This window comes from Streptococcus chosunensis (assembly GCF_003626515.1).
Lineage (GTDB): Bacteria > Bacillota > Bacilli > Lactobacillales > Streptococcaceae > Streptococcus > Streptococcus chosunensis.
In genome coordinates, this window is sequence record NZ_RBCK01000002.1 from 138,187 (window position 1) to 161,576 (window position 23,390).

The 23,390-nt window shown below is 42.5% G+C and carries 25 protein-coding genes and 1 pseudogene; 23 read left to right on the forward strand and 3 right to left on the reverse strand.

Going from position 1 to position 23,390, the window contains the following annotated elements:
• Positions 1-159 precede the first annotated feature (159 nt).
• The 4 genes from mnmA (at position 160) to mnmG (ending at position 4,220) form a co-directional block, all read left to right on the forward strand.
• Positions 160-1,281 carry a tRNA 2-thiouridine(34) synthase MnmA gene (mnmA, locus tag D7D54_RS06490; RefSeq protein WP_020901813.1) on the forward strand — a complete coding sequence of 374 codons (1,122 nt, stop codon included), beginning with the start codon at positions 160-162 and terminating at the stop codon, positions 1,279-1,281.
• 140 nt (positions 1,282-1,421) lie between these two features.
• Positions 1,422-1,877, forward strand: a complete 456-nt coding sequence (locus D7D54_RS06495) for an NUDIX hydrolase (protein WP_020901814.1) — start codon at positions 1,422-1,424, stop codon at positions 1,875-1,877.
• Between the two features lie 8 nt (positions 1,878-1,885).
• Positions 1,886-2,317 (forward strand): NUDIX hydrolase, encoded by a 432-nt coding sequence (locus D7D54_RS06500; RefSeq protein WP_020901815.1) that lies wholly within the window; start codon positions 1,886-1,888, stop codon positions 2,315-2,317.
• The gene (gene mnmG / locus D7D54_RS06505; protein WP_120719085.1) at positions 2,307-4,220 is read left to right on the forward strand and encodes a tRNA uridine-5-carboxymethylaminomethyl(34) synthesis enzyme MnmG; all 1,914 of its coding nucleotides are present in this window, start codon (positions 2,307-2,309) and stop codon (positions 4,218-4,220) included. Before D7D54_RS06500 ends, mnmG begins: the two co-directional genes overlap by 11 nt.
• Before the next feature lie 200 nt (positions 4,221-4,420).
• On the opposite strand, the gene rnjA is transcribed toward mnmG, so the two are convergent.
• Positions 4,421-6,100: a ribonuclease J1 gene (gene rnjA, locus D7D54_RS06510; RefSeq protein WP_033682444.1), complete on the reverse strand. Its 1,680-nt coding sequence runs from the start codon at positions 6,098-6,100 to the stop codon at positions 4,421-4,423.
• Between the two features lies 1 nt (position 6,101).
• On the reverse strand, positions 6,102-6,335 hold the full coding sequence (locus D7D54_RS06515; RefSeq protein ID WP_000639575.1) for a DNA-dependent RNA polymerase subunit epsilon: 234 nt from the start codon (positions 6,333-6,335) through the stop codon (positions 6,102-6,104).
• A 1,000-nt stretch (positions 6,336-7,335) separates the two neighbouring features.
• On the opposite strand from D7D54_RS06515, the pseudogene D7D54_RS09645 reads away from it, so the two are divergent.
• The 17 genes and pseudogenes from D7D54_RS09645 to D7D54_RS06610 all read left to right on the forward strand — a co-directional run bounded on the left by D7D54_RS09645 (position 7,336) and on the right by D7D54_RS06610 (position 20,383).
• Positions 7,336-7,548: pseudogene (locus tag D7D54_RS09645) on the forward strand (hypothetical protein).
• 103 nt (positions 7,549-7,651) lie between these two features.
• Positions 7,652-8,335 carry a tRNA (adenosine(37)-N6)-threonylcarbamoyltransferase complex dimerization subunit type 1 TsaB gene (tsaB, locus tag D7D54_RS06535; RefSeq protein ID WP_020901818.1) on the forward strand — a complete coding sequence of 228 codons (684 nt, stop codon included), beginning with the start codon at positions 7,652-7,654 and terminating at the stop codon, positions 8,333-8,335.
• Positions 8,332-8,769, forward strand: a complete 438-nt coding sequence (gene rimI, locus D7D54_RS06540; RefSeq protein ID WP_020901819.1) for a ribosomal protein S18-alanine N-acetyltransferase — start codon at positions 8,332-8,334, stop codon at positions 8,767-8,769. Before tsaB ends, rimI begins: the two co-directional genes overlap by 4 nt.
• Positions 8,759-9,769 carry a tRNA (adenosine(37)-N6)-threonylcarbamoyltransferase complex transferase subunit TsaD gene (tsaD, locus tag D7D54_RS06545; RefSeq protein WP_020901820.1) on the forward strand — a complete coding sequence of 337 codons (1,011 nt, stop codon included), beginning with the start codon at positions 8,759-8,761 and terminating at the stop codon, positions 9,767-9,769. Before rimI ends, tsaD begins: the two co-directional genes overlap by 11 nt.
• Before the next feature lie 87 nt (positions 9,770-9,856).
• Positions 9,857-10,720 carry an Rgg/GadR/MutR family transcriptional regulator gene (locus D7D54_RS06550; protein WP_020901821.1) on the forward strand — a complete coding sequence of 288 codons (864 nt, stop codon included), beginning with the start codon at positions 9,857-9,859 and terminating at the stop codon, positions 10,718-10,720.
• Between the two features lie 230 nt (positions 10,721-10,950).
• Positions 10,951-11,235: a bacteriocin immunity protein gene (locus D7D54_RS06555; RefSeq protein ID WP_004254985.1), complete on the forward strand. Its 285-nt coding sequence runs from the start codon at positions 10,951-10,953 to the stop codon at positions 11,233-11,235.
• A 121-nt stretch (positions 11,236-11,356) separates the two neighbouring features.
• Positions 11,357-12,583 (forward strand): MFS transporter, encoded by a 1,227-nt coding sequence (locus tag D7D54_RS06560; protein ID WP_004254988.1) that lies wholly within the window; start codon positions 11,357-11,359, stop codon positions 12,581-12,583.
• Between the two features lie 143 nt (positions 12,584-12,726).
• Positions 12,727-13,071: a TetR/AcrR family transcriptional regulator gene (locus tag D7D54_RS09515; protein ID WP_020901823.1), complete on the forward strand. Its 345-nt coding sequence runs from the start codon at positions 12,727-12,729 to the stop codon at positions 13,069-13,071.
• A gap of 108 nt (positions 13,072-13,179) precedes the next feature.
• Complete coding sequence (locus tag D7D54_RS09520; protein WP_228111531.1) at positions 13,180-13,353, forward strand: hypothetical protein; 174 nt, start codon at positions 13,180-13,182, stop codon at positions 13,351-13,353.
• Complete coding sequence (locus D7D54_RS06570) at positions 13,353-13,865, forward strand: HdeD family acid-resistance protein (RefSeq protein WP_000036821.1); 513 nt, start codon at positions 13,353-13,355, stop codon at positions 13,863-13,865. Before D7D54_RS09520 ends, D7D54_RS06570 begins: the two co-directional genes overlap by 1 nt.
• Positions 13,866-14,105: 240 nt before the next feature.
• Positions 14,106-14,801, forward strand: a complete 696-nt coding sequence (locus D7D54_RS06575; RefSeq protein ID WP_000659743.1) for an AzlC family ABC transporter permease — start codon at positions 14,106-14,108, stop codon at positions 14,799-14,801.
• The gene (locus D7D54_RS06580; RefSeq protein WP_020901825.1) at positions 14,791-15,114 is read left to right on the forward strand and encodes an AzlD domain-containing protein; all 324 of its coding nucleotides are present in this window, start codon (positions 14,791-14,793) and stop codon (positions 15,112-15,114) included. Before D7D54_RS06575 ends, D7D54_RS06580 begins: the two co-directional genes overlap by 11 nt.
• Before the next feature lie 209 nt (positions 15,115-15,323).
• Positions 15,324-16,154: an amino acid ABC transporter substrate-binding protein gene (locus tag D7D54_RS06590; protein ID WP_004254995.1), complete on the forward strand. Its 831-nt coding sequence runs from the start codon at positions 15,324-15,326 to the stop codon at positions 16,152-16,154.
• 153 nt (positions 16,155-16,307) lie between these two features.
• On the forward strand, positions 16,308-17,162 hold the full coding sequence (locus tag D7D54_RS06595; RefSeq protein WP_042751775.1) for a MetQ/NlpA family ABC transporter substrate-binding protein: 855 nt from the start codon (positions 16,308-16,310) through the stop codon (positions 17,160-17,162).
• 99 nt (positions 17,163-17,261) lie between these two features.
• Positions 17,262-18,635, forward strand: coding sequence for a M20 family metallopeptidase (locus D7D54_RS06600; RefSeq protein ID WP_000231807.1), 1,374 nt, complete (start codon positions 17,262-17,264; stop codon positions 18,633-18,635).
• Positions 18,628-19,689 (forward strand): methionine ABC transporter ATP-binding protein, encoded by a 1,062-nt coding sequence (locus D7D54_RS06605; RefSeq protein WP_120719087.1) that lies wholly within the window; start codon positions 18,628-18,630, stop codon positions 19,687-19,689. Before D7D54_RS06600 ends, D7D54_RS06605 begins: the two co-directional genes overlap by 8 nt.
• Before the next feature lies 1 nt (position 19,690).
• Positions 19,691-20,383 (forward strand): methionine ABC transporter permease, encoded by a 693-nt coding sequence (locus tag D7D54_RS06610; RefSeq protein ID WP_000444647.1) that lies wholly within the window; start codon positions 19,691-19,693, stop codon positions 20,381-20,383.
• A gap of 29 nt (positions 20,384-20,412) precedes the next feature.
• On the opposite strand, the gene D7D54_RS06615 is transcribed toward D7D54_RS06610, so the two are convergent.
• On the reverse strand, positions 20,413-20,982 hold the full coding sequence (locus tag D7D54_RS06615) for an MptD family putative ECF transporter S component (RefSeq protein WP_020901829.1): 570 nt from the start codon (positions 20,980-20,982) through the stop codon (positions 20,413-20,415).
• A 134-nt stretch (positions 20,983-21,116) separates the two neighbouring features.
• Here D7D54_RS06615 and D7D54_RS06620 point away from each other — a divergent pair, with 134 nt between their 5' ends.
• Positions 21,117-21,731 carry a YesL family protein gene (locus D7D54_RS06620; RefSeq protein WP_020901830.1) on the forward strand — a complete coding sequence of 205 codons (615 nt, stop codon included), beginning with the start codon at positions 21,117-21,119 and terminating at the stop codon, positions 21,729-21,731.
• On the forward strand, positions 21,709-23,379 hold the full coding sequence (locus D7D54_RS06625; protein WP_020901831.1) for a sensor histidine kinase: 1,671 nt from the start codon (positions 21,709-21,711) through the stop codon (positions 23,377-23,379). The genes D7D54_RS06620 and D7D54_RS06625 overlap by 23 nt, the downstream gene beginning before the upstream one ends.
• Positions 23,380-23,390 lie beyond the last annotated feature (11 nt).

The following is a 23,390-nucleotide window of genomic DNA, read 5'->3' on the forward strand; positions in this document are numbered from 1 at the left end:
TAGTTAGTGAAAGAGAATATCAGAGCTTCGTAGATTATCAGCCTCTTTCTTGTCTTCTCTAACCAAGCGTGTTATAATGAATACTGCTCAAGCGACCTTCAATCGTTAAAGCACACACGACCTTCAATCGTGAATAAACGAATAGATGGGAGACTTACCATGAGTGATAACTCTAAAACACGTGTTGTCGTGGGGATGAGTGGTGGTGTCGATTCGTCGGTGACGGCTCTTTTGCTCAAGGAGCAGGGCTACGATGTGATCGGTATCTTCATGAAGAACTGGGATGACACAGATGAAAACGGCGTTTGTACGGCGACCGAAGATTACAAGGATGTGGCTGCGGTGGCAGACCAGATTGGCATTCCTTACTACTCTGTCAACTTTGAAAAAGAGTATTGGGACCGTGTTTTTGAGTATTTCCTAGCGGAATACCGTGCAGGGCGCACGCCAAATCCAGATGTTATGTGCAACAAGGAAATCAAGTTTAAGGCCTTTTTGGACTATGCCATGACCTTGGGGGCAGACTATGTAGCGACTGGCCATTATGCCCGAGTGGCGCGTGATGAGGATGGGATCGTTCACATGCTTCGTGGCGTGGACAATGGCAAGGACCAGACCTATTTCCTCAGCCAACTTTCGCAAGAACAACTGCAAAAAACCATGTTCCCATTGGGACATTTGGAAAAGCCTGAAGTTCGCAGACTCGCAGAAGAAGCAGGACTTGCGACTGCTAAGAAGAAAGACTCGACAGGGATTTGCTTTATCGGAGAAAAGAACTTTAAAAATTTCCTCAGCAACTACCTGCCAGCTCAGCCTGGTCGCATGATGACTGTGGATGGTCGCGATATGGGCGAGCATGCAGGTCTTATGTACTATACGATTGGTCAGCGTGGTGGACTTGGTATCGGTGGGCAACACGGCGGTGACAATGCCCCTTGGTTCGTTGTCGGAAAAGACCTAAGCAAGAATATTCTCTATGTCGGCCAAGGTTTCTACCATGATTCGCTCATGTCAACCAGCCTAGAGGCTAGTCAAGTCCACTTTACTCGTGATATGCCAGAGGAATTTACGCTAGAATGCACAGCAAAATTCCGCTATCGTCAGCCTGATTCTAAGGTGACCGTCCATGTCAAAGGAGACAAGGCAGAGGTCATCTTTGAGGAACCTCAGCGTGCCATCACACCAGGACAGGCAGTTGTCTTTTACGATGGCGAAGAGTGTCTAGGTGGCGGTTTGATTGACAATGCTTACCGCGATGGACAAGTTTGTCAGTACATTTAGATTGACAAATTTTCTCAATTTGCTACAATAATAAAAGCAATAGAAATGATGGTCAAAGCTCATGGATGTTGCAGGCTTTTTTGTCCTGCACTTCTTTGGAGTTTTGACTGTTTTTGTGTCGTTTAGAGGAAAGGACAAAAATGACTCAACAAGACTTTCGGACAAAAGTGGGGAATACTGTTTTTGGCGTTCGGGCGACAGCCTTGATTCTCCAAAATGGCAAGCTCCTAGTTACCAAAGATAATGGCAAGCATTACACTATCGGCGGTGCGATTCAAGTCAATGAAAGCACGGAAGAAGCGGTAGTCCGTGAAGTGAGGGAAGAACTGGGTGTCGAAGCTCAAGCTGGGCAACTAGCTTTTGTTGTTGAAAATCGTTTTGAAGAAGATGGTGTCTATTGGCACAACATCGAGTTTCATTATCTGGTGGACTTGCTTGAGGATGCCCCATTGACCATGCAGGAAGATGAGAAAAGGCAGCCCTGTGAATGGCTTGACATAGACAAGCTTGAGGGTATCAATCTAGTTCCAGCCTTTTTAAAAACAGCCCTACCAGATTGGGACGGCCAACTAAGACACATTCATCTTGAGAAATAGGAGAGAAAATGATGGTTAAGCTTATTGCCCATGTACTTGTTCATAGTGGTGATGATTATTTGCTCATTCAGCGTTCGGAAATTAAAAGAGGACAACCCAATGTTTACCCAACTTACTGGGATATTCCTGGTGGCGGGGTTGAAAAGGGTGAACTTCCGCAAGATGGAGCTCTTAGAGAATGTATTGAAGAAGCGGGAGTTAGGCTAGATAGCAGTTCGCTCAAACTTCTTCACGAAGATAGTCAACTGGATACCTCTAAGGATACTGTCTTTACTCGCTTAGTTTATAAAGCAGAGTGGGTTGGGGAGAAGCCAATTATCAGATTAGATCCTGAAGAGCATACGCACTTTAAATGGGTTACTATGGCTCAAGCTCTAGAGGAGGAGAAGTTAGTTCCTTATTTACGAGAAATTTTTGAAAGGTTAAGAAATGACATATAATTTTACTGAAGAATACGATATTATTGTAATCGGTGCGGGACACGCTGGGGTCGAGGCTTCCTTAGCTGCTAGCCGTATGGGCTGTAAGGTCTTGCTTGCGACTATCAACATTGAAATGCTGGCTTTCATGCCTTGTAACCCTTCGATCGGTGGTTCTGCCAAGGGGATTGTCGTGCGTGAAGTTGATGCCCTAGGTGGCGAGATGGCCAAAACCATTGACAAGACTTACATCCAGATGAAGATGCTCAACACAGGTAAGGGGCCAGCTGTCCGTGCCCTTCGTGCGCAAGCTGACAAAGAGCTTTACTCTAAGGAAATGCGCAAGACAGTTGAAAATCAAGAAAATCTGACCCTTCGTCAAACCATGATTGATGAGATTTTGGTGGAAGATGGCAAGGTTGTCGGTGTGCGTACAGCAACCCATCAAGAGTATGCTGCTAAGGCTGTTATCGTGACCACAGGGACTGCCCTCCGTGGGGAAATTATCATCGGAGACCTCAAGTACTCATCAGGTCCTAACCACAGCTTGGCTTCTATTAACCTTGCTGACAATCTCAAGGAATTGGGCCTCGAAATTGGTCGTTTCAAGACAGGAACCCCTCCACGTGTCAAGGCTTCTTCTATCAACTACGATGTGACCGAGATTCAGCCAGGGGACGAAGCACCTAATCACTTCTCATATACCTCACGTGATGAGGATTATGTCAAGGACCAAGTACCGTGCTGGTTGACCTATACCAATGGTACCAGCCATGAGATTATCCAAAACAACCTCCACCGTGCGCCTATGTTTACAGGTGTGGTTAAGGGAGTGGGACCTCGTTACTGTCCGTCGATTGAAGACAAGATTGTGCGCTTTGCGGACAAGGAACGCCACCAACTCTTCCTAGAGCCAGAAGGGCGCAATACTGAGGAAGTCTATGTTCAAGGACTTTCAACCAGTCTGCCTGAGGATGTCCAGCGTGACTTGGTTCATTCCATCAAAGGTTTGGAAAATGCAGAGATGATGCGGACAGGTTATGCCATTGAGTATGATATGGTCTTGCCTCATCAGTTGCGTGCGACTCTGGAAACCAAGAAAATCTCCGGACTTTTCACTGCTGGTCAGACAAATGGAACATCAGGTTATGAAGAAGCTGCTGGCCAAGGGATTATCGCGGGTATCAATGCGGCTCTGAAAATCCAAGGCAAGCCAGAGTTGATTTTGAAGCGTAGTGACGGTTATATTGGGGTCATGATTGACGACTTGGTGACCAAGGGAACGATTGAGCCTTATCGCCTTTTGACCAGTCGTGCTGAATACCGCCTCATTCTCCGCCATGACAATGCTGATATGCGTTTGACGGAGATGGGACGTGAGATTGGTCTTGTGGATGATGAACGCTGGGCTCGCTTTGAAATTAAGAAAAATCAATTTGACAATGAGATGAAGCGTCTCGACAGTATCAAACTCAAGCCAGTCAAGGAAACCAATGCTAAGGTTGAGGAGATGGGATTCAAGCCGTTGACCGATGCAGTGACAGCCAAGGAATTCCTTCGCCGTCCAGAAGTGTCTTACCAAGATGTGGTGGCTTTTATCGGCCTAGCTGCTGAGGACTTGGATGACAAGATTATCGAATTGATTGAAACAGAAATCAAATACGAAGGCTATATTTCCAAAGCCATGGATCAGGTTGCTAAGATGAAACGCATGGAAGAAAAACGCATTCCAGCCAATATCGACTGGGATGACATTGATTCTATCGCAACCGAAGCCCGTCAGAAGTTCAAACTCATCAATCCAGAAACCATCGGACAAGCCAGCCGTATTTCGGGAGTAAACCCAGCAGACATTTCTATTTTAATGGTGTATCTTGAAGGTAAAAATCGTAGTATTTCTAAAACTCTTCAAAAATCAAAATGATACGTCGTCGGCTTCTTACGAATGAGTTCAAAGCTTGGCTTTGATTCATCTACAGCCTCCCATAGTTCCCCGAACTATGGGAGCTAACTTGAGTTATGCTTTCGCCTAGCCTTCTAGTCTGATTTCGATTTTTATTGAGTTTTAATATCAAAAGAAAGCATAGAGAAAAACAGCTCCGTCTTCGGGGCTGTTTTCTTGCTTTATTCTTCATCTGGTGTGAGGATCATCGGGATAATAATCGGTTCACGTTCGGTATTTTCATAGAGGAAGGGGCGAATAGCGTTGACAATGGCACCATTGACAGATTGAACGCTAGCATCCTTATTTTTCAGTGCGATACGAATTGCATTGAAGAGGATGCGCTGGCTTTGGCGAATCAAGTCGCCAGACTCTCTCATGTAGACAAAGCCTCGGCTGAGGATGTCTGGGCCAGACAGAATCATCTGCGATTTGAAGTCAACAGTTGCGACTGCCAGAACGACACCGTCTTCAGATAGATCACGACGATCTTTGAGGACAGCTGCGCCGATTTCACCGATACGATTTCCATCGACATAGATATCTTGGGCGTTGAAATGACCTGCGATACGAGCTGAGTCAGCAGTAAGGGCAAGCACATCACCATTGCTCATGATAAAGATATTGTCCTTCTCAACACCAGTATCTACTGCTAGTCCAGCGTGGACCTTTTGCATGCGGTATTCACCGTGGACAGGCATGAAGTATTTTGGCTTAATCAAGCGGAGCATGAGTTTTTGCTCTTGCTGACCACCGTGTCCAGATGTATGGATATTGTTAACCTTACCGTGGATAACTTCGACACCAGCTTCAGAAATGATGTTAATCAGCTTGTTGACGCTAGTAGTGTTTCCAGGGATCGGACTAGAAGAGAAGATAACCGTATCGCCTGGTTGGAGTTGTACCTGACGGTGGGTTCCGTTGGCGATACGAGAGAGGGCCGCCATAGGTTCACCCTGACTACCTGTACAGAGGATAAGAATCTCGCCTGCAGGGTAGTCTTTGATTTCATTTGGCTCGATAAAGGTTCCCTTAGGAGCTTTGATGTAGCCAAGGTCGATTCCGTTGACAATGGCCTTTTCCATAGAACGACCAAAGACAGCGATCTTGCGCCCAGTCTTAACAGCAGCTTCTGTTGCTTGCTGGAGACGGAAGATATTTGAGGCAAAGGATGCAAAGATGATACGTCCTTCGATGCCTTGGATAATCTTCATGATGGACTGGCCAACGACTTTTTCAGAGTTGGTAAAGGTTGGTACTTCCGCATTTGTTGAGTCAGACAGGAGACAGAGCACGCCTTCTTCACCAAGGGCAGCCATACGGTGCAAGTCTGCAGGTTCTCCAACTGGAGTAAAGTCGAACTTGAAGTCACCCGTACAAACGATTTTTCCTTGAGGAGTATGAATGACAATCCCCAAAGGCTCTGGAATAGAGTGAGTGGTTCTAAAGAAAGTTGCCTTGAGATTTTTAAAGGTTAACTCAGTGTTGTGGTTGATTTCGTAAAGTTTGGCGTTGCGCAGGAGGCCGTGTTCTTCGAGTTTTCCACGGATTAAAGCCAGGGCAAGCGGTCCAGCATAGATCGGGACATTTGCTTGCTTGAGCAGGAATGGAATCCCACCGATGTGGTCCTCGTGTCCGTGTGTGATTAAGACAGCCTTGACGCGGTCGATATTGTCCACGATGTAAGAGTAGTCAGGAATGACATAGTCGATACCCAGCAAGTCATCTTCTGGGAATTTAATCCCAGCATCGACGATAATAATCTCGTCTTGGTATTCAATCCCGTAAGTGTTTTTCCCGATTTCTCCCAGACCACCGATGGCAAAAACGCCGACTTCTTCAGGTTTAAGAGTGTAGGCCATATTAGAACTCCGTGATTTCGAAAGCGCCAGTTTCTTTTTCGTAATCTAGCAATTTGTCAGACAAGCGTTCGATATACTCGATGTTGTACTCTGGGCGATTTTCTTCGACAAGTTGGCGAGCAGCGATACGGCCCTCAAGTTCTGAGCTGGCATCAATGTCTAGGTAAAGTGCGCGTGTTGTTTCACGACGTGGGCTACGTTCTTTTGTTTCTTGATAAAAAACTTTGTAAATCATATAGTTCCTTTCTATTTACAGGTCAGCTTATTCCAAACTTTTAGCAGAGATTTGTTGATTTCATTCCATTTTGTGTCTAGATTGACCTTGATTCGTTACAATTATTTCAATTATACCACAAAATGAAAAATTAGTAAAAGACGGAAACGAGAAAGTCGTGAGGGGAAGAGGGAGCAAAAGATAGATAGGATTCGTTCGGAGAGCGCTTAGGTGTTATAATTAAAGGGGAAATCTAAAGAGATAGTAGATTTAAGGGAGAATATAGTTCTAGTTTCATTAATCGTTGGTGTAGATGGTTGGGACAGAATGGTATCTTTGAAAAAAGAAAAAGCTCTTGAGAAATCTCGAGAGCAAATAAAAAAGCTGAGACAAAACTCGGGGATTTTCCTGGAGCAGTCCAGGTGGCAGCACCTCTACCTGAAGCGAATGCATCGCAACCTTTGAATGACTTGTCACCAAATCAAACTCGATCTCAGCCTTTACTTAATTCTATCATCTATGAGGTTAAGAAGTCAATCTATAAGTATAACGATGTAGAAATAGCAAGATGGAGTGGAGTGCTTACTAAAAGGCAAAGACAAGCACTTAATTTAAGAGTAAGCAAAAAGAGAGGACCAATGGTAGTCAGGGGTCTTTACAGCTCAAAGCTGAAGGCAGTCCCACACCCGTACCAGAAGTTGGTACCTTTGAACGCTCTGTTACCAGTCGCTCTACGTTATCCTCTCAATATTTATATTTTACTATAACTTACTGAGGGAATCAACTTTAAAAGCATCAAAAAGCTCCTGACCGAAGTCAAGAGCTGTCGAACACTGGGGGCGAATTGTTCAATCGCAATTCCAGTTCTTTAGAAACCAAAGTTTCAGGGATAGCACCGCAACCCGAAGAGTCAACGACTCAACCTGATTTTCCTACCAGTGTTGAATTACATTTTAACATTGATAGACCAACATAGTCAACAGTTTATATAAAAATAGGAATACCAAAAGTAGGATTAAGAATGTTTAGTTTGTTTGAATTTGCGATAGGGTTAGCCTCTTGGTGTTTATAGTCTTTGTAGTCTGTGTCTAAGGGGGAATGCTCTGTTTGTATATCTGGGACACCGCAAAAAAAATTCCTTTGGAAGCTTGCTTTTGTGACTCTCTACTCGCTTTTTCTCCTCCTCGTAACCTATGTCGTTTGGTTTGTATTTTACTTTGGATTAAATGCTTAGATGCCCTGCTCATGCTGGGGCTTTTTGTTTGGGGGCAAAGAAAATTCCCATGTGCCAGCTTTTGTAGTATAATAGTAAGCAGACAAAAAGATAGGAATGTGTTATGAAAGTATTAGCTTTTGATACGTCCAGCAAGGCTCTTTCTCTCGCTATTTTAGAGGACAAGCAGGTTCTTGCCGAGACGACGATTAATATTAAGAAAAATCACAGTATTACCCTTATGCCTGCCATCGATTTTTTGATGGCAAGTTTGGATTGGACACCCAAGGATTTGGACCGAATCGTGGTGGCGGAAGGGCCAGGTAGCTACACAGGTTTGCGAATCGCGGTAGCAACTGCCAAGACTTTGGCTCATACCCTGAACATTGAGTTAGTTGGTATGTCTAGCCTCTTGGCTCTGGTGCCCTACCAACAAGAAGGCTTGTTCGTTCCCTTGATGGATGCGCGTCGCAACAATGTTTATGCAGGATTTTATGAAAATGCCAAACCTGTCATGCCAGAAGCGCACCTATCTTTTGAAGAGGTGTTAGAGAAAGTTAAGGGTGCTAGTCAGGTAACCTTTGTCGGAGAAGTTGCCCCCTTTGTGGAGCAGATTCAAGAACACTTGCCAAGGACTAATTACAAAGAAACCTTGCCTAATGCAGCCAATCTTGCTCTTTTGGCTTGGGACAAGGAAGCAGACTCCTTGCATGATTTTGTGCCGAACTACCTCAAGCGTGTTGAGGCTGAGGAAAACTGGCTCAAGAACCATACCGAGTCTGGTAAGTCCTACATTAAACGCCTATGATAGAAATCAAACGAACTCACCAGCAACCTGATCTGGCTCAAGCCATCTACGCTGTTATGATAGCTGTTTACCCAGTCAGTCCTTGGACGCTGGAACAAATCCAAGCAGACCTGTCCCAAGACCAGACTTGGTATGCTCTAGCTTATGATGGGGAAGAAGTGATTGGCTTTCTAGCTGTGCAGGAGAATCTTTTTGAGGCAGAAGTCCTGCAAATCGCTGTCAAACAAACCTATCAGGGTCAGGGAATTGCATCAGCCTTGTTTGCTCAATTGCCGACAGACAAGGAGATTTTCCTCGAAGTCAGAAAGTCAAATCACCGAGCACAAGCATTTTACAAGAAAGAAAAGATGGCAGTCATCGCTGAGCGAAAGGCCTACTACCATGACCCAGTCGAGGATGCCATTATCATGAAGAGAGAAATAGATGAAGGATAGATATATTTTAGCATTTGAGACATCCTGTGATGAGACCAGTGTCGCCGTCTTGAAAAACGACGATGAGCTCTTGTCTAATGTCATTGCTAGTCAAATTGAGAGCCACAAACGTTTTGGGGGCGTAGTGCCAGAAGTAGCCAGTCGTCACCATGTCGAGGTCATTACAGCCTGCATCGAGGAGGCGTTGGCAGAAGCAGGGATTACCGAAGACGATGTAACAGCTGTGGCGGTTACCTATGGACCTGGCTTGGTGGGAGCTTTACTAGTTGGTTTATCAGCTGCTAAGGCCTTTGCTTGGGCACATGGACTTCCGCTGATTCCCGTTAACCACATGGCTGGTCACCTTATGGCAGCTCAGAGCGTGGAGCCTTTGGAGTTTCCCTTGCTAGCCCTCTTGGTCAGCGGTGGACACACAGAGTTGGTTTATGTTTCGGAGGCTGGTGACTACAAGATTGTTGGGGAAACGCGAGATGACGCGGTTGGTGAGGCCTATGATAAGGTCGGCCGTGTCATGGGCTTGACCTATCCTGCCGGTCGTGAGATTGACGAGCTGGCTCATCAGGGGCAGGATATTTATGACTTTCCTCGTGCCATGATTAAGGAAGATAATCTGGAGTTTTCATTCTCAGGTTTGAAATCTGCCTTTATCAATCTTCACCATAATGCCGAGCAAAAGGGAGAAAGTCTGTCTACAGAGGACTTGTGTGCATCCTTCCAAGCAGCTGTCCTGGATATTCTCATGGCAAAAACTAAGAAGGCTTTGGAGAAATACCCTGTTAAAACTCTAGTCGTGGCAGGTGGTGTGGCAGCCAATAAAGGTCTCAGAGAACGCCTAGCAACCGAAATCGCAGATGTCAAGGTCATCATTCCACCTCTGCGCCTCTGCGGAGACAATGCAGGTATGATTGCCTATGCCAGCGTCAGCGAATGGAACAAAGAAAACTTTGCAAGCTTGGACCTCAATGCCAAACCAAGTCTCGCTTTTGATACCATGGAATAAAGAGTCAGCTTAGGGCTGGCTTTTTTGCTCTCTTAAATGTCAGAATATTTTGACAAATAATTGTGAATAATGATATACTATATAAAGATGATTGAGAGAATGGAGTTGGGAGAATTTTACAAGGAATTACGTTTGGCGAGAAAGCTCAAGCAGTCAGATGTGGCTTGTGCTGGTCTAACAGCCTCTCAGTTGTCCAAGTTTGAACTAGGGCAGTCTATGCTATCTGCGGATAAGTTGATCCTAGCCATCCAAGGGATCAATATGAATTTTGATGAGTTTGGTCATAAGCTAAACAATTATCAAGAATCCCTACATATGCAGATTGGTAGAAAGGTTGTGGATCGCTTTGCCCACCAAGATATAGCTGGTTTAGAGCAACTGTTGGAGGAAGTCGAGCAAGAACAGATGGCAGAGACCTATCGTCGTTTGAATGCCATTGTAATTAAAAACGCACTCCATTCCTTAAATAAGAACTATCCATTAGTAAAAGAAGATAGCGAGTTTTTGACTATCTATCTCTATGCTATTGAGTCTTGGACCTGGTTTGAACTCTATCTCTTTTGCAATACCATGCCCTTCTTGAGCAATCAAGATTTGATATTTTTATCGACCGCTTTAATTGAGAAATCTAGGGAATTTAAAGAGTTGGTACATAATCGATTGTATATGAAAAGTGGATTTCTGAATATTATATCAGAACTCATGGAGCGTAAACTTTTCTCTTATATCCCAATTTTTGAAGCTGAGCTAGAGAGCATGCTTCGTCCATACGATGTTTTTGAAAAAGTATTGTGGCAGTTTTTAAAGAAAATGAAGATTTTCCTTCAAACCAAAGGAAGCAATCAAAAAGAGATTGAAAGATTTATCCAATCTCTGCAAGTATTAGAAAATCCACAATTGCTAGCCCTCTTCGAATTGCGTTTGAAGCAATACAAAGAACTTATTGAGTAGTCAACAATTGCAAATCTGAAATTTCTATAAGAAAAAATATCAAATATGCGATTTTCTAAAATAAGCTAATTTTCGTGTTATACTATCCTTGTAAAGCACTTCAAGCAGATCCTAAGTCGCAGAAGTGGTTTATAGATGGGAATTCGTACAGTATATGTTTAATTATGAGCATACTGTAAATGGCTGGACTAAAAGTGAAACTTGGCGTCCTAGATAAAATGAGGTAAACGATGGAAAAACAAAGTCAGTTACAAATGTTAATTCATTCCCTATACAATAATAAAGAAATTAGCTTGACGGAAGAATTTAGGAAGCAATTGCTGGAAACAGCAAAACAGTTCTCTAGTACTAATGAAGATTTGTTAGCTGTACGTCTTTCTTTTGCCGTCTCTAAAGAATTGTTGAGCTTTAAAGGTGAACCGCCGACAGAGTTGTTGGATTTAGCAAAATTTGTCCAAAAGAAAGAAGCTAAATACAAGCAGGGAATAGTGTGGTCTGGTATTTTTAAGATATGATTTATTATAAAATACGGCATGAACATCATATAATGGATGAATCTGAATATGAGCAAGGCTTGGAGTTCAATATTAAACCAAGTCTTGTTTTCTATACACTGGAACTTTAAAAGGAGTTGTGATGAAAGTATTTCTTCAAAATAGAAATTTTAGGCAATTAACCATCAACCAGTGGATTTCAACGGTTGGGGATACGATTTTTTATCTGGCCTTTTTGAATTATGTGGCAGATGCATCTTTTGCCCCTTTGGCGATTTTACTGATCACGATTTCAGAAACCCTTCCTCAAGTTCTGCAAATCTTTCTGGGAGTTTTGGCGGATTTTCAACATCATCGTGTCCTAAAATATACAATGATTAGTTTTGCAAAATTTTTGCTTTACTCTATCGTTTCTTTATCACTTTCAGGGCAGTCCTTTTCCTTGTTATTAGTAGCATTTATTTGTCTGATTAACCTCTTATCTGACACATTGAGTTATTTTTCAGGCGCCATGCTCACTCCGATTTTCATTAGAATTATTGGGCAAGACCATCTGGCAGAAGCTATTGGATTTAAACAGTCAACTGTTAGTTTAGTGAAAACAATCAGTAATATTCTAGGAGGAGTCTTACTAGGTATTCTATCTATCCAGTCTATTTCCTTACTGAATGCTCTGACCTTTTTAATCGCATTTTTAGGTATTCTTTTCATAAAAACAGACCTCTTGAAAGTAGAAAAAACGATTAGCTATCAAGAAGGACTCTCTGTAAAATCCTTTTGCCAGCATCTGCTCCAATCATCAAAATTGATATGGAATATGAATAAGGTGCTCTTGGTTTTGTTTATTATCTCTATTAGTCAAGCAGTGATAAATGTTACAGTTCCTGTTTCTACTCTGTTTTTGAGGAATCAGCCCTTTTTGAATTTACAAACAGGTCAATCTCTTGCCTTGTTATCCACCCTTGAATTGTCAGCCCTTATTGTCGGAAGCCTTGTGAGTGGCTATCTGAAGAATACAATCTCCATAAAACTAGCCCTATATGCCTCGCTTATTATCCAATTACTCCTTTTAGTTGGCTTTGTGGCAGTTCGTTTTGACTGGATTCTTATCTTTAGTGCCTTGGATGCCTTTTTCGCAGGTATCCTCTCTCCTCGATTACAGGAACTCATTTTTAAACAAATACCTGAGGAGTCAATGGGAGCAGTTCAATCCTCTATCGGTGCCATTACAGTTGTTTTACCTAGCTTATTTACAATAGCTTTGGTAACCATTGCTACTAGCTTTGGAACTCTGGCAGTTAGCTTTGTTTTATTGCTATTTCTTCTAGCTGCCTTTATCATACTCTTGAATATCCGTGAAAACATTTAGCGAAGAATGTGTATATTATATGTTTGAGACTGGATTCCAGTCTGTTTATGATGGCTACAATCAGCAGACTGTTAAATTTTTGAGAAAGTTGCTTGACATTTCAGACCAATCGGTTTATAATTAAAAAATGTAGAGATAAATACATGAGAAAAGAAGAAAAAACAAGACTACGAAGAGAGAAAATCATTACCGCTGCTTTGTTTGAATTTGCTACAAAAGGCTATCAAGGTTTTGTCATCAATGAACTTTGTAAAGTGGATGGTATTTCCAAAGGAGTTTTGTATCATAATTTTTCAGGGAAATCAGACCTCTATCTAACTTGTTTTCAGGAGAGTTTTGAGAAAGCTTTGGCAGTGTTTCTGGGGGTGGAAGGTCAAGTGCCCTCCTTAGCTGATTATATGGAAAGACGTCACCAATTTTATCAGCAATACCCAGAACATAGCCACATTTTCTTTGAGGCAATGATTGCGACACCAGAAGAATTGTAAGCAGACATTGCACCACAGAAAGCTATCTTTTTGGACTTGAATGAACAAGTTTGTCAAAAACTTATATCAGAATCCAAACTGAAAGAGCATATTGATGAGAAACGAGCTATGGACTATCTGCGATTGATTCAGGATATGTTTCGTTCCTATTATTTAACTGTTTCGTCAGATAGCAGTTTGCCTGACTTGGTTTCAGGATATGAACATCAATTATCACAGGTTTTGGATATGATGATTTATGGAATACTAGAGGAAGATTCCTCTAAAAAAGGAGAAAAATAATGTCGAAAATTTGGAAATGGTTGTTACTAATTGCGGGTATTTTTGCAGTTTTTGTAGGTTTTAATATGTTTGCACATCCTCTTATTAGCTTGGCTTCCATGACTTTCTGGTTTGCACTTGTATTTGCAGTTCAAGGGATTTCTGAGATTGTACAATACTTCAAATCAGAAGAAAAGCATGGCTGGAATTTATTTGGAGGAATTGTTACCCTCATCCTCGCTCTTACCTTGTTCTCAGGTAGCTTTATTGAAATGGTAACATTTGTACCATTTATCATTTCTTTATGGGCCTTGACAAATGGTATTACAAAAACTATCGTTGGTTTCAAGGTTCGTAAGACGGATAAATCGGTAGGTACCCCTCTAGTTTGGATGGGGATTTTAGGAATCGTAGCAGGTTTAATCATGATGGGACACCCATTGATGACCGGTCTCTATATTAGTTACACCATTGCCTTTGTCTTTATTTATCAAGGTATTGTGGCAATTGTTCAATTCTTCAAGATTAAATAAGAATAAAATGGAGTCTGTCTGATTACAATCAGCAGACTTTTTTCTCTTTCCTGAATGTGTTATAATAGTCCATGCTATGGCTGGAGCCTTTTCAGCCTACTTATACTCTTCGAAAATCTCTTCAAACTGCGTCAGCTTCTATCTGCAACCTCAAAACAATGTTTTGAGCAACCTGTGGCCAGCTTTCTAGTTTGCTCTTTGATTTTCATTGAGTATTATTAAGACAATATGAGGAGAAAGATGAAAGAAAAAGGATTTTGGGAGGGGGCGCAGGCGGCCATGCCAACGGCCCTTGGTTATGTCAGTATTGGCTTGGCCTGTGGGATTATTGGTGCGCCCTATGTGACACCTGTTGAGATGGGCTTGATGAGCCTCTTTGTTTATGCTGGGAGTGCCCAGTTTGCCATGTTGGCACTGATTGCGGTTCAAGCACCTGTGGCAGCTATTGCTATGACGGTCTTTTTGATTAATTTGCGTCTCTTTTTGTTGAGTTTGCATGCGTCAACTTATTTCCGTCATACCAGTCTCTGGCAAAATATCGGTATGTCTAGTCTCTTGACGGATGAGACTTATGGCGTTTTGATGGGCGAGTTAGCCCATACAGACAAGGTCAATCCTATGTGGATGCACGGAAACAATCTCAACAGCTATGTGGCTTGGTTTGTGGGAACAGTTGTCGGAACGGCTCTGGGTGGTCTGCTGCCAAATCCAGAAATCTTTGGCTTGGATTTTGCCCTGGTTGGGATGTTCATCGGCATTTTTGCTTCGCAATTCCAGATTATGCAAAGACGGATTCCTGTCCGCAATCTGCTCATTATCCTAGCAGTTGTTGCGGTGTCCTTCTTTTTACTCTTAACAGTGGTGTCTCAGTCGCTAGCTGTTCTGTTTGCGACGCTACTTGGTTGTACAATGGGGGTGGTTTTAGATGGTCAGTAAGTATCTTTTATTAGCAGTTATTTTCTCTGGCTTAGTGACTTGGATTCCCCGTATGATTCCCTTCATCTTGGTCAAGTATAAGGGCTTGCCTGCAATCGTTGAGCGTTTTTTGAAATTCTTGCCCGTTTCTATTATCTTTGCCTTGATTCTTTCAAGCGTAGTGACAGGCAAGGTTGGGAGTCTTCCTCAAATCAAATGGCTGGACTTCTTAGCAGTCTTTCCAACAGCTTGGGTAGCCTTTCGCTACCGTAATCTAGTCGGCACAGTTCTCTTTGGAGTGGTCTTGATTGGAGTCTTGCGTTTGGTCTTTTAATACTCTTCGAAAATCAAATTCAAACCACGTCAGCGTCGCCTTACCGTACTCAAGTACAGCTTGTGGCTAGCTTCCTAGTTTGCTCTTTGATTTTCATTGAGTATAAATTAGCCATAAAGAAAACCTATCACAGAGATAGATATCATATAATGGCGTAAATGGTCTTTTTCTGTTAAGATTATAAGGTATTCTATTTTGGAGGAAATGACATGAAAAAAATCGTTAAATACTCATCTCTTGCTGCCCTAGGGCTTGTTGCTGCAGGTGTGTTAGCAGCTTGCTCAGGTGGTGCTAAGAAAGAAGGAGAAGCAGCTAGCAAGAAAGAAATTATCGTTGCAACTAATGCTACACCAAAACCATTCAACTATGAAGAAAATGGCGAATTGACTGGTTACGAAATTGAAGTGGTTCGCGCTATCTTTAAAGACTCTGACAAGTATGATGTCAAGTTTGAGAAGACAGAGTGGTCAGGAGTCTTTGCAGGACTTGATGCCGACCGTTACAATATGGCTGTTAGCAACATCAGCTACACGAAAGAACGTGCTGAAAAATACCTTTATGCAGCTCCAACTGCTAAAAACCCTAACGTTCTTGTAGTGAAAAAAGATGACCCTAGCATCAAATCGCTTGATGATATCGGTGGAAAATCAACAGAAGTTGTTCAAGGGACAACTTCTGCTAAACAGCTAGAAGACTACAACAAACAACATTCAGATAATCCAACTGTCCTAAAGTATACTAAAGCGGACTTCCAACAAATCATGGGACGCTTGAGCGATGGCCAGTTTGACTACAAGATTTTTGATAAAATCGGTGTTGAAACAGTCATCAAGGACCAAGGTTTGGACAACTTGAAAGTGATCGAACTTCCAAGCGACCAACAACCTTATGTTTACCCACTTCTTGCTAAAGGTCAAGATGAGTTGAAAACATTTGTAGACAAACGTATCCAAGAACTCTACAAAGACGGAACTCTTGAAAAATTGTCTAAACAATTCTTCGGAGACACTTACCTACCAGCAGAAGCTGATATTAAATAATTTCTTGAAATCATCCATTCTGAATAAGGTGGATGATTTCTCAGTTTTTAAGGATATAGTTTTAAACTATATATCTGACTATCTAATAACAATTTGTGAAATCAAATAAATTGTGAGATACTAGTACGGTATTATTTTTAAGGAGAAAGAATCATGAAAATCAAAAAATGGCTTGGTGTAGCAGCTCTTGCTACAGTCGCAGGTTTGGCTCTTGCAGCTTGCGGAAACTCAGAAAAGAAAGCAGACAATGCAACAACTATTAAAATCGCAACGGTTAACCGTAGCGGTTCTGAAGAAAAACGTTGGGACAAAATCCAAGAATTGGTTAAAAAAGACGGTATCACTTTGGAATTTACAGAGTTCACAGACTACTCACAACCAAACAAAGCAACTGCTGACGGCGAAGTAGACTTGAACGCTTTCCAACACTATAACTTCTTGAACAACTGGAACAAAGAAAATGGAAAAGACCTTGTAGCGATTGCAGATACTTACATCTCTCCAATTCGCCTTTACTCAGGTTTGAATGGAAGTGACAACAAGTACACTAAAGTAGAAGACATCCCAGCAAACGGAGAAATTGCTGTACCGAACGATGCTACAAACGAAAGCCGCGCGCTTTACTTGCTTCAATCAGCTGGCTTGATTAAATTGGACGTTTCAGGAACTGCTCTTGCAACAGTTGCTAACATCAAAGAAAATCCAAAGAACTTGAAAATCACTGAATTGGACGCTAGCCAAACAGCTCGTTCATTGTCATCAGTTGACGCTGCCGTTGTAAACAATACCTTCGTTACAGAAGCAAAATTGGACTACAAGAAAGCACTTTTCAAAGAACAAGCTGATGAAAACTCAAAACAATGGTACAACATCATCGTTGCGAAAAAAGATTGGGAAACATCACCTAAGGCTGATGCTATCAAGAAAGTAATCGCAGCTTACCACACAGATGAAGTGAAAAAAGTTATCGAAGAAACATCAGACGGTTTGGATCAACCAGTTTGGTAATAAGAAACAGGGAGGTGGGAGAGAAAATTCCACCTCTTGCTTTTGTATAGAGCAGGGATTGTAAAGAAGACTATAGGTTCATAGAAAGGTAGAGAGAATATGGTTTTTCCTAGTGAACAAGAACAGATTGAAAAATTTGAAAAGGATCATGTGGCCCAGCATTATTTTGAGGTTTTGCGTACCTTGATTTCTAAGAAGTCGGTCTTTGCCCAACAGGTGGGTCTCAAAGAAGTTGCCAACTATCTGGGTGAGATTTTTAAGCGTGTTGGGGCTGAAGTGGAGATTGATGAGACTTATACGGCGCCTTTTGTCATGGCACATTTCAAGAGTTCGCGTCCAGATGCCAAGACCCTGATTTTCTATAACCACTATGACACTGTGCCAGCGGACGGGGATCAGGTGTGGACAGAGGATCCCTTTACGCTTTCGGTCCGCAATGGCTTCATGTATGGGCGTGGGGTTGATGACGACAAGGGTCATATCACAGCTCGTTTGAGTGCTTTGAGAAAATACATGCAACACCATGATGACCTGCCTGTCAATATCAGTTTTATCATGGAGGGAGCGGAGGAATCGGCTTCGACAGACCTAGATAAGTATCTGGAAAAACATGCGGATAAACTCCGTGGAGCAGATTTGTTGGTCTGGGAACAAGGGACCAAAAATGCCTTGGAACAGCTAGAAATTTCTGGTGGAAATAAAGGGATTGTGACCTTTGATGCCAAGGTAAAAAGCGCTGATGTGGATATCCATTCTAGTTATGGTGGGGTTGTGGAATCAGCTCCGTGGTACCTCCTTCAAGCCTTACAGTCTCTTCGTGCAGCAGATGGCCGTATCTTGGTTGAAGGTTTGTACGAAGAAGTTCAAGAACCAAATGAGCGAGAATTGGCCTTGGTGGATACCTATGCTCAACGAAATCCAGGGGAAATCAGCCAGATTTATGGCTTGGAATTGCCTCTTTTACAAGAGGACCGCGCAGCCTTTCTAAAACGTTTCTTTTTCGAGCCAGCTCTTAATATCGAAGGGATTCAGTCAGGCTACCAAGGACAAGGGGTTAAAACGATTTTGCCTGCAGAAGCTAGTGCTAAGTTAGAAGTTCGTTTGGTTCCTGGCCTAGAACCGCATGATGTTCTGGAAAAAATTCGGAAACAGCTAGACAAAAATGGCTTTGATAAGGTAGAATTATACTATACCTTGGGAGAGATGAGCTATCGAAGCGATATGAGCGCGCCAGCCATTCTCAATGTAATCGAGTTGGCCAAGAAATTCTATCCACAGGGCGTTTCAGTATTGCCAACGACAGCGGGGACAGGGCCTATGCATACGGTCTTTGATGCCCTAGAGGTGCCAATGGTGGCCTTCGGTCTAGGAAATGCCAACAGCCGAGACCACGGTGGAGATGAAAATGTGCGAATCGCCGATTACTACACCCATATTGAATTAGTAGAGGAGCTGATTAGAAGCTATGAGTAGAGACATTATCAAGTTAGATCAGATCGATGTGACTTTTCATCAGAAGAAGAGAACCATCACAGCGGTCAAGGATGTGACCATTCACATCCAAGAAGGGGATATCTACGGAATCGTTGGATATTCTGGAGCAGGGAAATCAACCCTTGTACGGGTGATTAATCTCTTGCAAAAACCATCTGCAGGGAAAATTATCATTGACGACGATGTGATTTTTGATGGCAAGGTCACCTTGACGGCCGAGAAGTTGCGTCGTAAACGTCAAGATATCGGAATGATTTTCCAGCATTTTAACCTGATGAGCCAAAAGACAGCAGAGGAAAATGTAGCCTTTGCCCTTAAACACTCTGGACTCAGCAAGGAAGAAAAGAAGGCTAAAGTAGCTAAGTTGTTGGACTTGGTTGGCTTGGCGGACCGTGCTGAAAACTACCCTTCACAACTATCTGGAGGGCAAAAACAGCGTGTGGCCATTGCGCGTGCCTTGGCCAATGATCCAAAAATCTTGATTTCAGATGAGTCAACTTCTGCCCTTGATCCGAAGACAACCAAGCAGATTTTGGCCTTGTTGCAAGATTTGAACCAAAAACTAGGCTTGACCGTTGTCTTGATTACGCATGAAATGCAGATTGTCAAAGACATTGCCAACCGTGTGGCAGTTATGCAGGACGGGCATTTGATTGAGGAGGGTAGTGTTCTTGAAATCTTCTCAGATCCTAAACAACCTTTGACTCAAGACTTTATCTCAACAGCTACAGGTATTGACGAAGCCATGGTCAAGATTGAGAAGCAAGACATCGTGGAACATCTGTCTGAAAACAGCCTTTTGGTGCAGCTCAAGTATGCAGGTGCTTCAACAGACGAGCCACTTTTGAATGAATTGTACAAGCATTACCAAGTGACGGCTAATATCCTCTATGGGAATATCGAAATTCTCGATGGTACTCCTGTTGGAGAATTAGTTGTGGTCTTGTCAGGTGAAAAAGCAGCGCTAGCAGGTGCCCAAGAAGCCATTCGCCAAGCAGGTGTGCAGCTAAAAGTATTGAAGGGAGGACAGTAAGATGGAATCATTGATTCAAACCTATTTACCAAATGTCTATAAAATGGGCTGGGCTGGTCAAGCAGGCTGGGGAACAGCCATCTACCTAACCCTTTATATGACAGTTCTTTCCTTTATCATCGGAGGATTCTTGGGGCTTGTTGCAGGTCTCTTCCTTGTCTTGACAGCGCCAGGTGGGGTTTTGGAGAATAAGGTCGTTTTCTGGATTTTGGATAAGATTACCTCTATTTTCCGTGCGGTACCATTTATCATTCTCTTGGCAGTCTTGTCACCCTTCTCCCATCTAATCGTAGGGACAAGCATTGGTCCAAATGCGGCTATCGTACCGCTATCTTTTGCAGTCTTTGCCTTCTTTGCCCGTCAAGTACAGGTGGTATTGGCTGAGCTAGATGGTGGTGTCATTGAGGCAGCTCAAGCTAGTGGAGCGACCTTCTGGGACATCGTAGGAGTTTACCTATCCGAAGGTCTTCCAGATTTGATCCGTGTGACGACTGTGACCTTGATTTCTCTTGTTGGGGAAACAGCTATGGCTGGTGCGGTTGGAGCTGGCGGTATTGGTAACGTAGCCATCGCTTATGGATTTAACCGTTACAATCACGATGTGACCATTTTGGCAACCATCATTATCATTTTGATTATCTTTGCAATCCAATTCTTGGGAGATTTCTTGACTAAGAAATTGAGTCATAAATAAAAAAGAGCCGCCTGGCTCTTTTTTAGTAATCAGATTTTTTGTGCCAATTTTTTACTCAAGGCTTGTCCAATCAAGGCACCCACTAGGGCTCCGATGACAATACTTGCGATAAATAGAAGGACGGTTCCAGGATTTAGCGCGACCATGATACGGTCGATATATTCTTGGGATTTTCCTCTTGCTAGAAGAGTAGCCATATAGGTTTGGGGCGCAATCCACATGAGTAAGATTGGACCAGTTGAACTAAAGGCGAAAATAATGAAAGAAAGCAAATTTTTTGTTTGGTCCTTGTATTTTCCTAAATGAGCTACTCCATCTGCTAGGAGGCCACAGATAATTCCAGGAAGGAAGGCACCGGCACCGTGTTTGCTCCCCAAGAAAAAGAGGGCGATGACAAGGCCGATAGTGGTAATGGCTCCAAAGCGCGGAACTTTTGCGACTAGAATCATATAGACGATACCGCCTACAAGGGCAGTAAAGGCAGGTGCATAAAACATGTTTCCAGTTTGGTCAAGGAGATTGCCCAAAAGGACACCAATCCCCATGCAGAGGAAGTAAAGAACTGCAAAGAGCAGTGTAGTTAAGATAGATTTTTTCATGAATTGTCTCCTGATAATTTTCTCACAATTCTCATTGTACCACGGTTTGGTGGGATTGTAAATGGATAGTCTATGTTTTTGAAAACGCTTGAAATATGATATAATAGTTTCATAGTTATTTTTAGGGGGATATCATGGGTAGATTTTTAGACTTTGTCTTTAATCGTTTCTTTTTAGGGATGATTGCGACAGCCTTCTTTTGGCTATTAACCTTAGCAGGAGGGATTATTCTTGGTCTAGCGCCAGCTAGTGCCACCTTGATGAGCCTATATGCAGAACATGGTTATAGCTTTCGGGAATACAGTTTGAAGGAGGCTTGGTCTCTTTACAAGCAAAATTTTGTCTCAAGCAACCTGGTTTTCTATAGCTTTTTAGGGGTGGATCTAGTTTTAATCTATGGCTTGTATCTCTTGGTGCAATTGCCTCATCAAACCATCATTCATTTGATTGCGACCTTTTTGAATGTCCTAGTAGTCGCCCTGCTCTTTTTGGCCTATACAGTGTCTTTGAAATTACAAGTTTATTTTGACTTGTCCTATCGAAATAGCTTCAAACTATCCTTGATTGGCATCTTTATGAGCCTAGCAGCTATGGCCAAGGTTTTCCTTGGGACAGTGTTACTTGTGGCAATTGGTTGCTATATGCCGGCTCTGCTCTTCTTTGTAGGAATTGGGATGTGGCATTTCTTTATCAGTGATATGTTGGAACCTGTCTATGAAAGCATCCATGAAAAATTGGCGACAAAATAGAATGAAGCAGTTTTGGCTACATACGCTTCTGAGAACCTACAGTTCAGTTATGATGATTATTATTGCGAGTTTTGCAATCTTACTCTCTTACGCTGACTGGGATTCACGGGAAAAGGAAGCCCAGAGAGTAGCCCAGCGTGTAACCACTCGAACAGTCGAAGAGGTGGAATATTATTATCGCGAGTCAGCCCAGCTAGCGCAAGATTTAGTAGCCAATCAAGACCGTATACAAGGGGTTTATAAGTACTTTAGCCTATCAACTTCTGAGTATTTTTATTGGTTGTTGGAGCATCAAGCGGCTTCTTCAACTTCTATTTCTCTGTATGAAAATATTGATGACCTGTATGTCCAAAATGACTATATAACGGGTGTTGCAATCGTCTTGCAGGACTTTAAAGAAGTTTATGTGTCAACAAGGGATAAAAGAAGTGGGCATGTCTTGCCTGCTGAGGCTTTTAAACCGGAGGCCAATAGTTTTGGAGTTCCTATTTTAGACCCAGCGACGGATCAATCTATAGGGGTTGTTTATATTTCCTTGGATCCAGAAATCTTATACCATGCTGTAGACAATACCCGGGGTCATATCCCTATGGCTGTTACCGTGACATCGCCTTTTGATACGGAGATTTTTCATATTGGTGAGAGGGTCAATAGGGAACATGAGAACTGGTTTGTTGGTGTAACCTCTCATGGCTATCAGGTTCAGGTGGCAGTTCCTAAAAACTTTGTTTTACAAGGAACAGTGACTAGCTCTGCTTTGATTGTGGGCTTGAGCCTTCTCTTTATTGTCATTCTCTATCTGACCTTGAGGCAGACCTTTGCTAACTACCAAAAGCAGGTAGTGGATTTGGTGGATTCCATTCAAGCTATTGCCCAAGGAGAGGAAGGTCTTCGCATTGATACGCTTGAAAAGGACCAGGAATTGCTCTTAATCGCGGAAACCACCAATGATATGTTGGATCGATTGGAAAAGAATATCCATGATATTTACCAGCTAGAGCTTAGCCAAAAGGATGCCAATATGCGAGCTCTGCAGGCGCAAATCAATCCTCACTTCATGTATAATACGCTAGAGTTCTTGCGCATGTATGCAGTTATGCAGAGTCAAGATGAGTTAGCAGACATCATTTATGAGTTCAGTAGCTTGTTGCGTAACAATATTTCGGACGAAAGAGAAACTCTTCTCAAGCAGGAATTAGAATTTTGTCGTAAATATAGCTATCTCTGCATGGTTCGCTATCCTAAATCTATTGCCTATGGTTTCAAGATAGATCCAGGGTTAGAAAATATGAAGATTCCTAAGTTTACCTTGCAACCGCTGGTAGAAAACTATTTTGCGCATGGTGTTGACCACAGGCGGACAGATAATGTGATTAGCATTAAAGCTCTTAAACAGGATGGGTTTGTGGAAATTTTAGTGGTCGATAATGGCCGTGGAATGTCAGTTGAAAAGCTGGCAAATCTCCGAGAAAAATTAAGTCAGAGACAGTTTGAACACCAAGCCAGCTATAGTGGTCAAAGGCAGTCTATCGGAATTGTCAATGTACATGAGCGTTTTGTGCTCTATTTTGGAGACCGCTATGATATTACTATAGAATCTGCAGAGCAAGCAGGCGTTCAGTATCGTATTACAATTCAAGATGAGTAGAAAGGGAGAAA

Excerpts from the sequence above, each read along its gene's own strand:
- D7D54_RS06515 (WP_000639575.1), bottom strand. The coding sequence starts at position 6,335 with ATGATTTACAAAGTTTTTTATCAAGAAACAAAAGAACGTAGCCCACGT.
- D7D54_RS06555 (WP_004254985.1), top strand. The coding sequence starts at position 10,951 with ATGGAAAAACAAAGTCAGTTACAAATGTTAATTCATTCCCTATACAAT.
- D7D54_RS06560 (WP_004254988.1), top strand. The coding sequence starts at position 11,357 with ATGAAAGTATTTCTTCAAAATAGAAATTTTAGGCAATTAACCATCAAC.
- rimI (WP_020901819.1), top strand. The coding sequence starts at position 8,332 with ATGATAGAAATCAAACGAACTCACCAGCAACCTGATCTGGCTCAAGCC.
- tsaB (WP_020901818.1), top strand. The coding sequence starts at position 7,652 with ATGAAAGTATTAGCTTTTGATACGTCCAGCAAGGCTCTTTCTCTCGCT.
- D7D54_RS06625 (WP_020901831.1), top strand. The coding sequence starts at position 21,709 with ATGAAAAATTGGCGACAAAATAGAATGAAGCAGTTTTGGCTACATACG.
- D7D54_RS09520 (WP_228111531.1), top strand. The coding sequence starts at position 13,180 with ATGGACTATCTGCGATTGATTCAGGATATGTTTCGTTCCTATTATTTA.
- D7D54_RS06615 (WP_020901829.1), bottom strand. The coding sequence starts at position 20,982 with ATGAAAAAATCTATCTTAACTACACTGCTCTTTGCAGTTCTTTACTTC.
- D7D54_RS06575 (WP_000659743.1), top strand. The coding sequence starts at position 14,106 with ATGAAAGAAAAAGGATTTTGGGAGGGGGCGCAGGCGGCCATGCCAACG.
- D7D54_RS06620 (WP_020901830.1), top strand. The coding sequence starts at position 21,117 with ATGGGTAGATTTTTAGACTTTGTCTTTAATCGTTTCTTTTTAGGGATG.
- D7D54_RS09515 (WP_020901823.1), top strand. The coding sequence starts at position 12,727 with ATGAGAAAAGAAGAAAAAACAAGACTACGAAGAGAGAAAATCATTACC.
- D7D54_RS06495 (WP_020901814.1), top strand. The coding sequence starts at position 1,422 with ATGACTCAACAAGACTTTCGGACAAAAGTGGGGAATACTGTTTTTGGC.
- D7D54_RS06500 (WP_020901815.1), top strand. The coding sequence starts at position 1,886 with ATGATGGTTAAGCTTATTGCCCATGTACTTGTTCATAGTGGTGATGAT.
- mnmG (WP_120719085.1), top strand. The coding sequence starts at position 2,307 with ATGACATATAATTTTACTGAAGAATACGATATTATTGTAATCGGTGCG.
- tsaD (WP_020901820.1), top strand. The coding sequence starts at position 8,759 with ATGAAGGATAGATATATTTTAGCATTTGAGACATCCTGTGATGAGACC.
- rnjA (WP_033682444.1), bottom strand. The coding sequence starts at position 6,100 with ATGGCCTACACTCTTAAACCTGAAGAAGTCGGCGTTTTTGCCATCGGT.
- D7D54_RS06580 (WP_020901825.1), top strand. The coding sequence starts at position 14,791 with ATGGTCAGTAAGTATCTTTTATTAGCAGTTATTTTCTCTGGCTTAGTG.
- D7D54_RS06605 (WP_120719087.1), top strand. The coding sequence starts at position 18,628 with ATGAGTAGAGACATTATCAAGTTAGATCAGATCGATGTGACTTTTCAT.
- D7D54_RS06595 (WP_042751775.1), top strand. The coding sequence starts at position 16,308 with ATGAAAATCAAAAAATGGCTTGGTGTAGCAGCTCTTGCTACAGTCGCA.
- D7D54_RS06570 (WP_000036821.1), top strand. The coding sequence starts at position 13,353 with ATGTCGAAAATTTGGAAATGGTTGTTACTAATTGCGGGTATTTTTGCA.
- D7D54_RS06550 (WP_020901821.1), top strand. The coding sequence starts at position 9,857 with ATGATTGAGAGAATGGAGTTGGGAGAATTTTACAAGGAATTACGTTTG.
- D7D54_RS06590 (WP_004254995.1), top strand. The coding sequence starts at position 15,324 with ATGAAAAAAATCGTTAAATACTCATCTCTTGCTGCCCTAGGGCTTGTT.
- D7D54_RS06610 (WP_000444647.1), top strand. The coding sequence starts at position 19,691 with ATGGAATCATTGATTCAAACCTATTTACCAAATGTCTATAAAATGGGC.
- mnmA (WP_020901813.1), top strand. The coding sequence starts at position 160 with ATGAGTGATAACTCTAAAACACGTGTTGTCGTGGGGATGAGTGGTGGT.
- D7D54_RS06600 (WP_000231807.1), top strand. The coding sequence starts at position 17,262 with ATGGTTTTTCCTAGTGAACAAGAACAGATTGAAAAATTTGAAAAGGAT.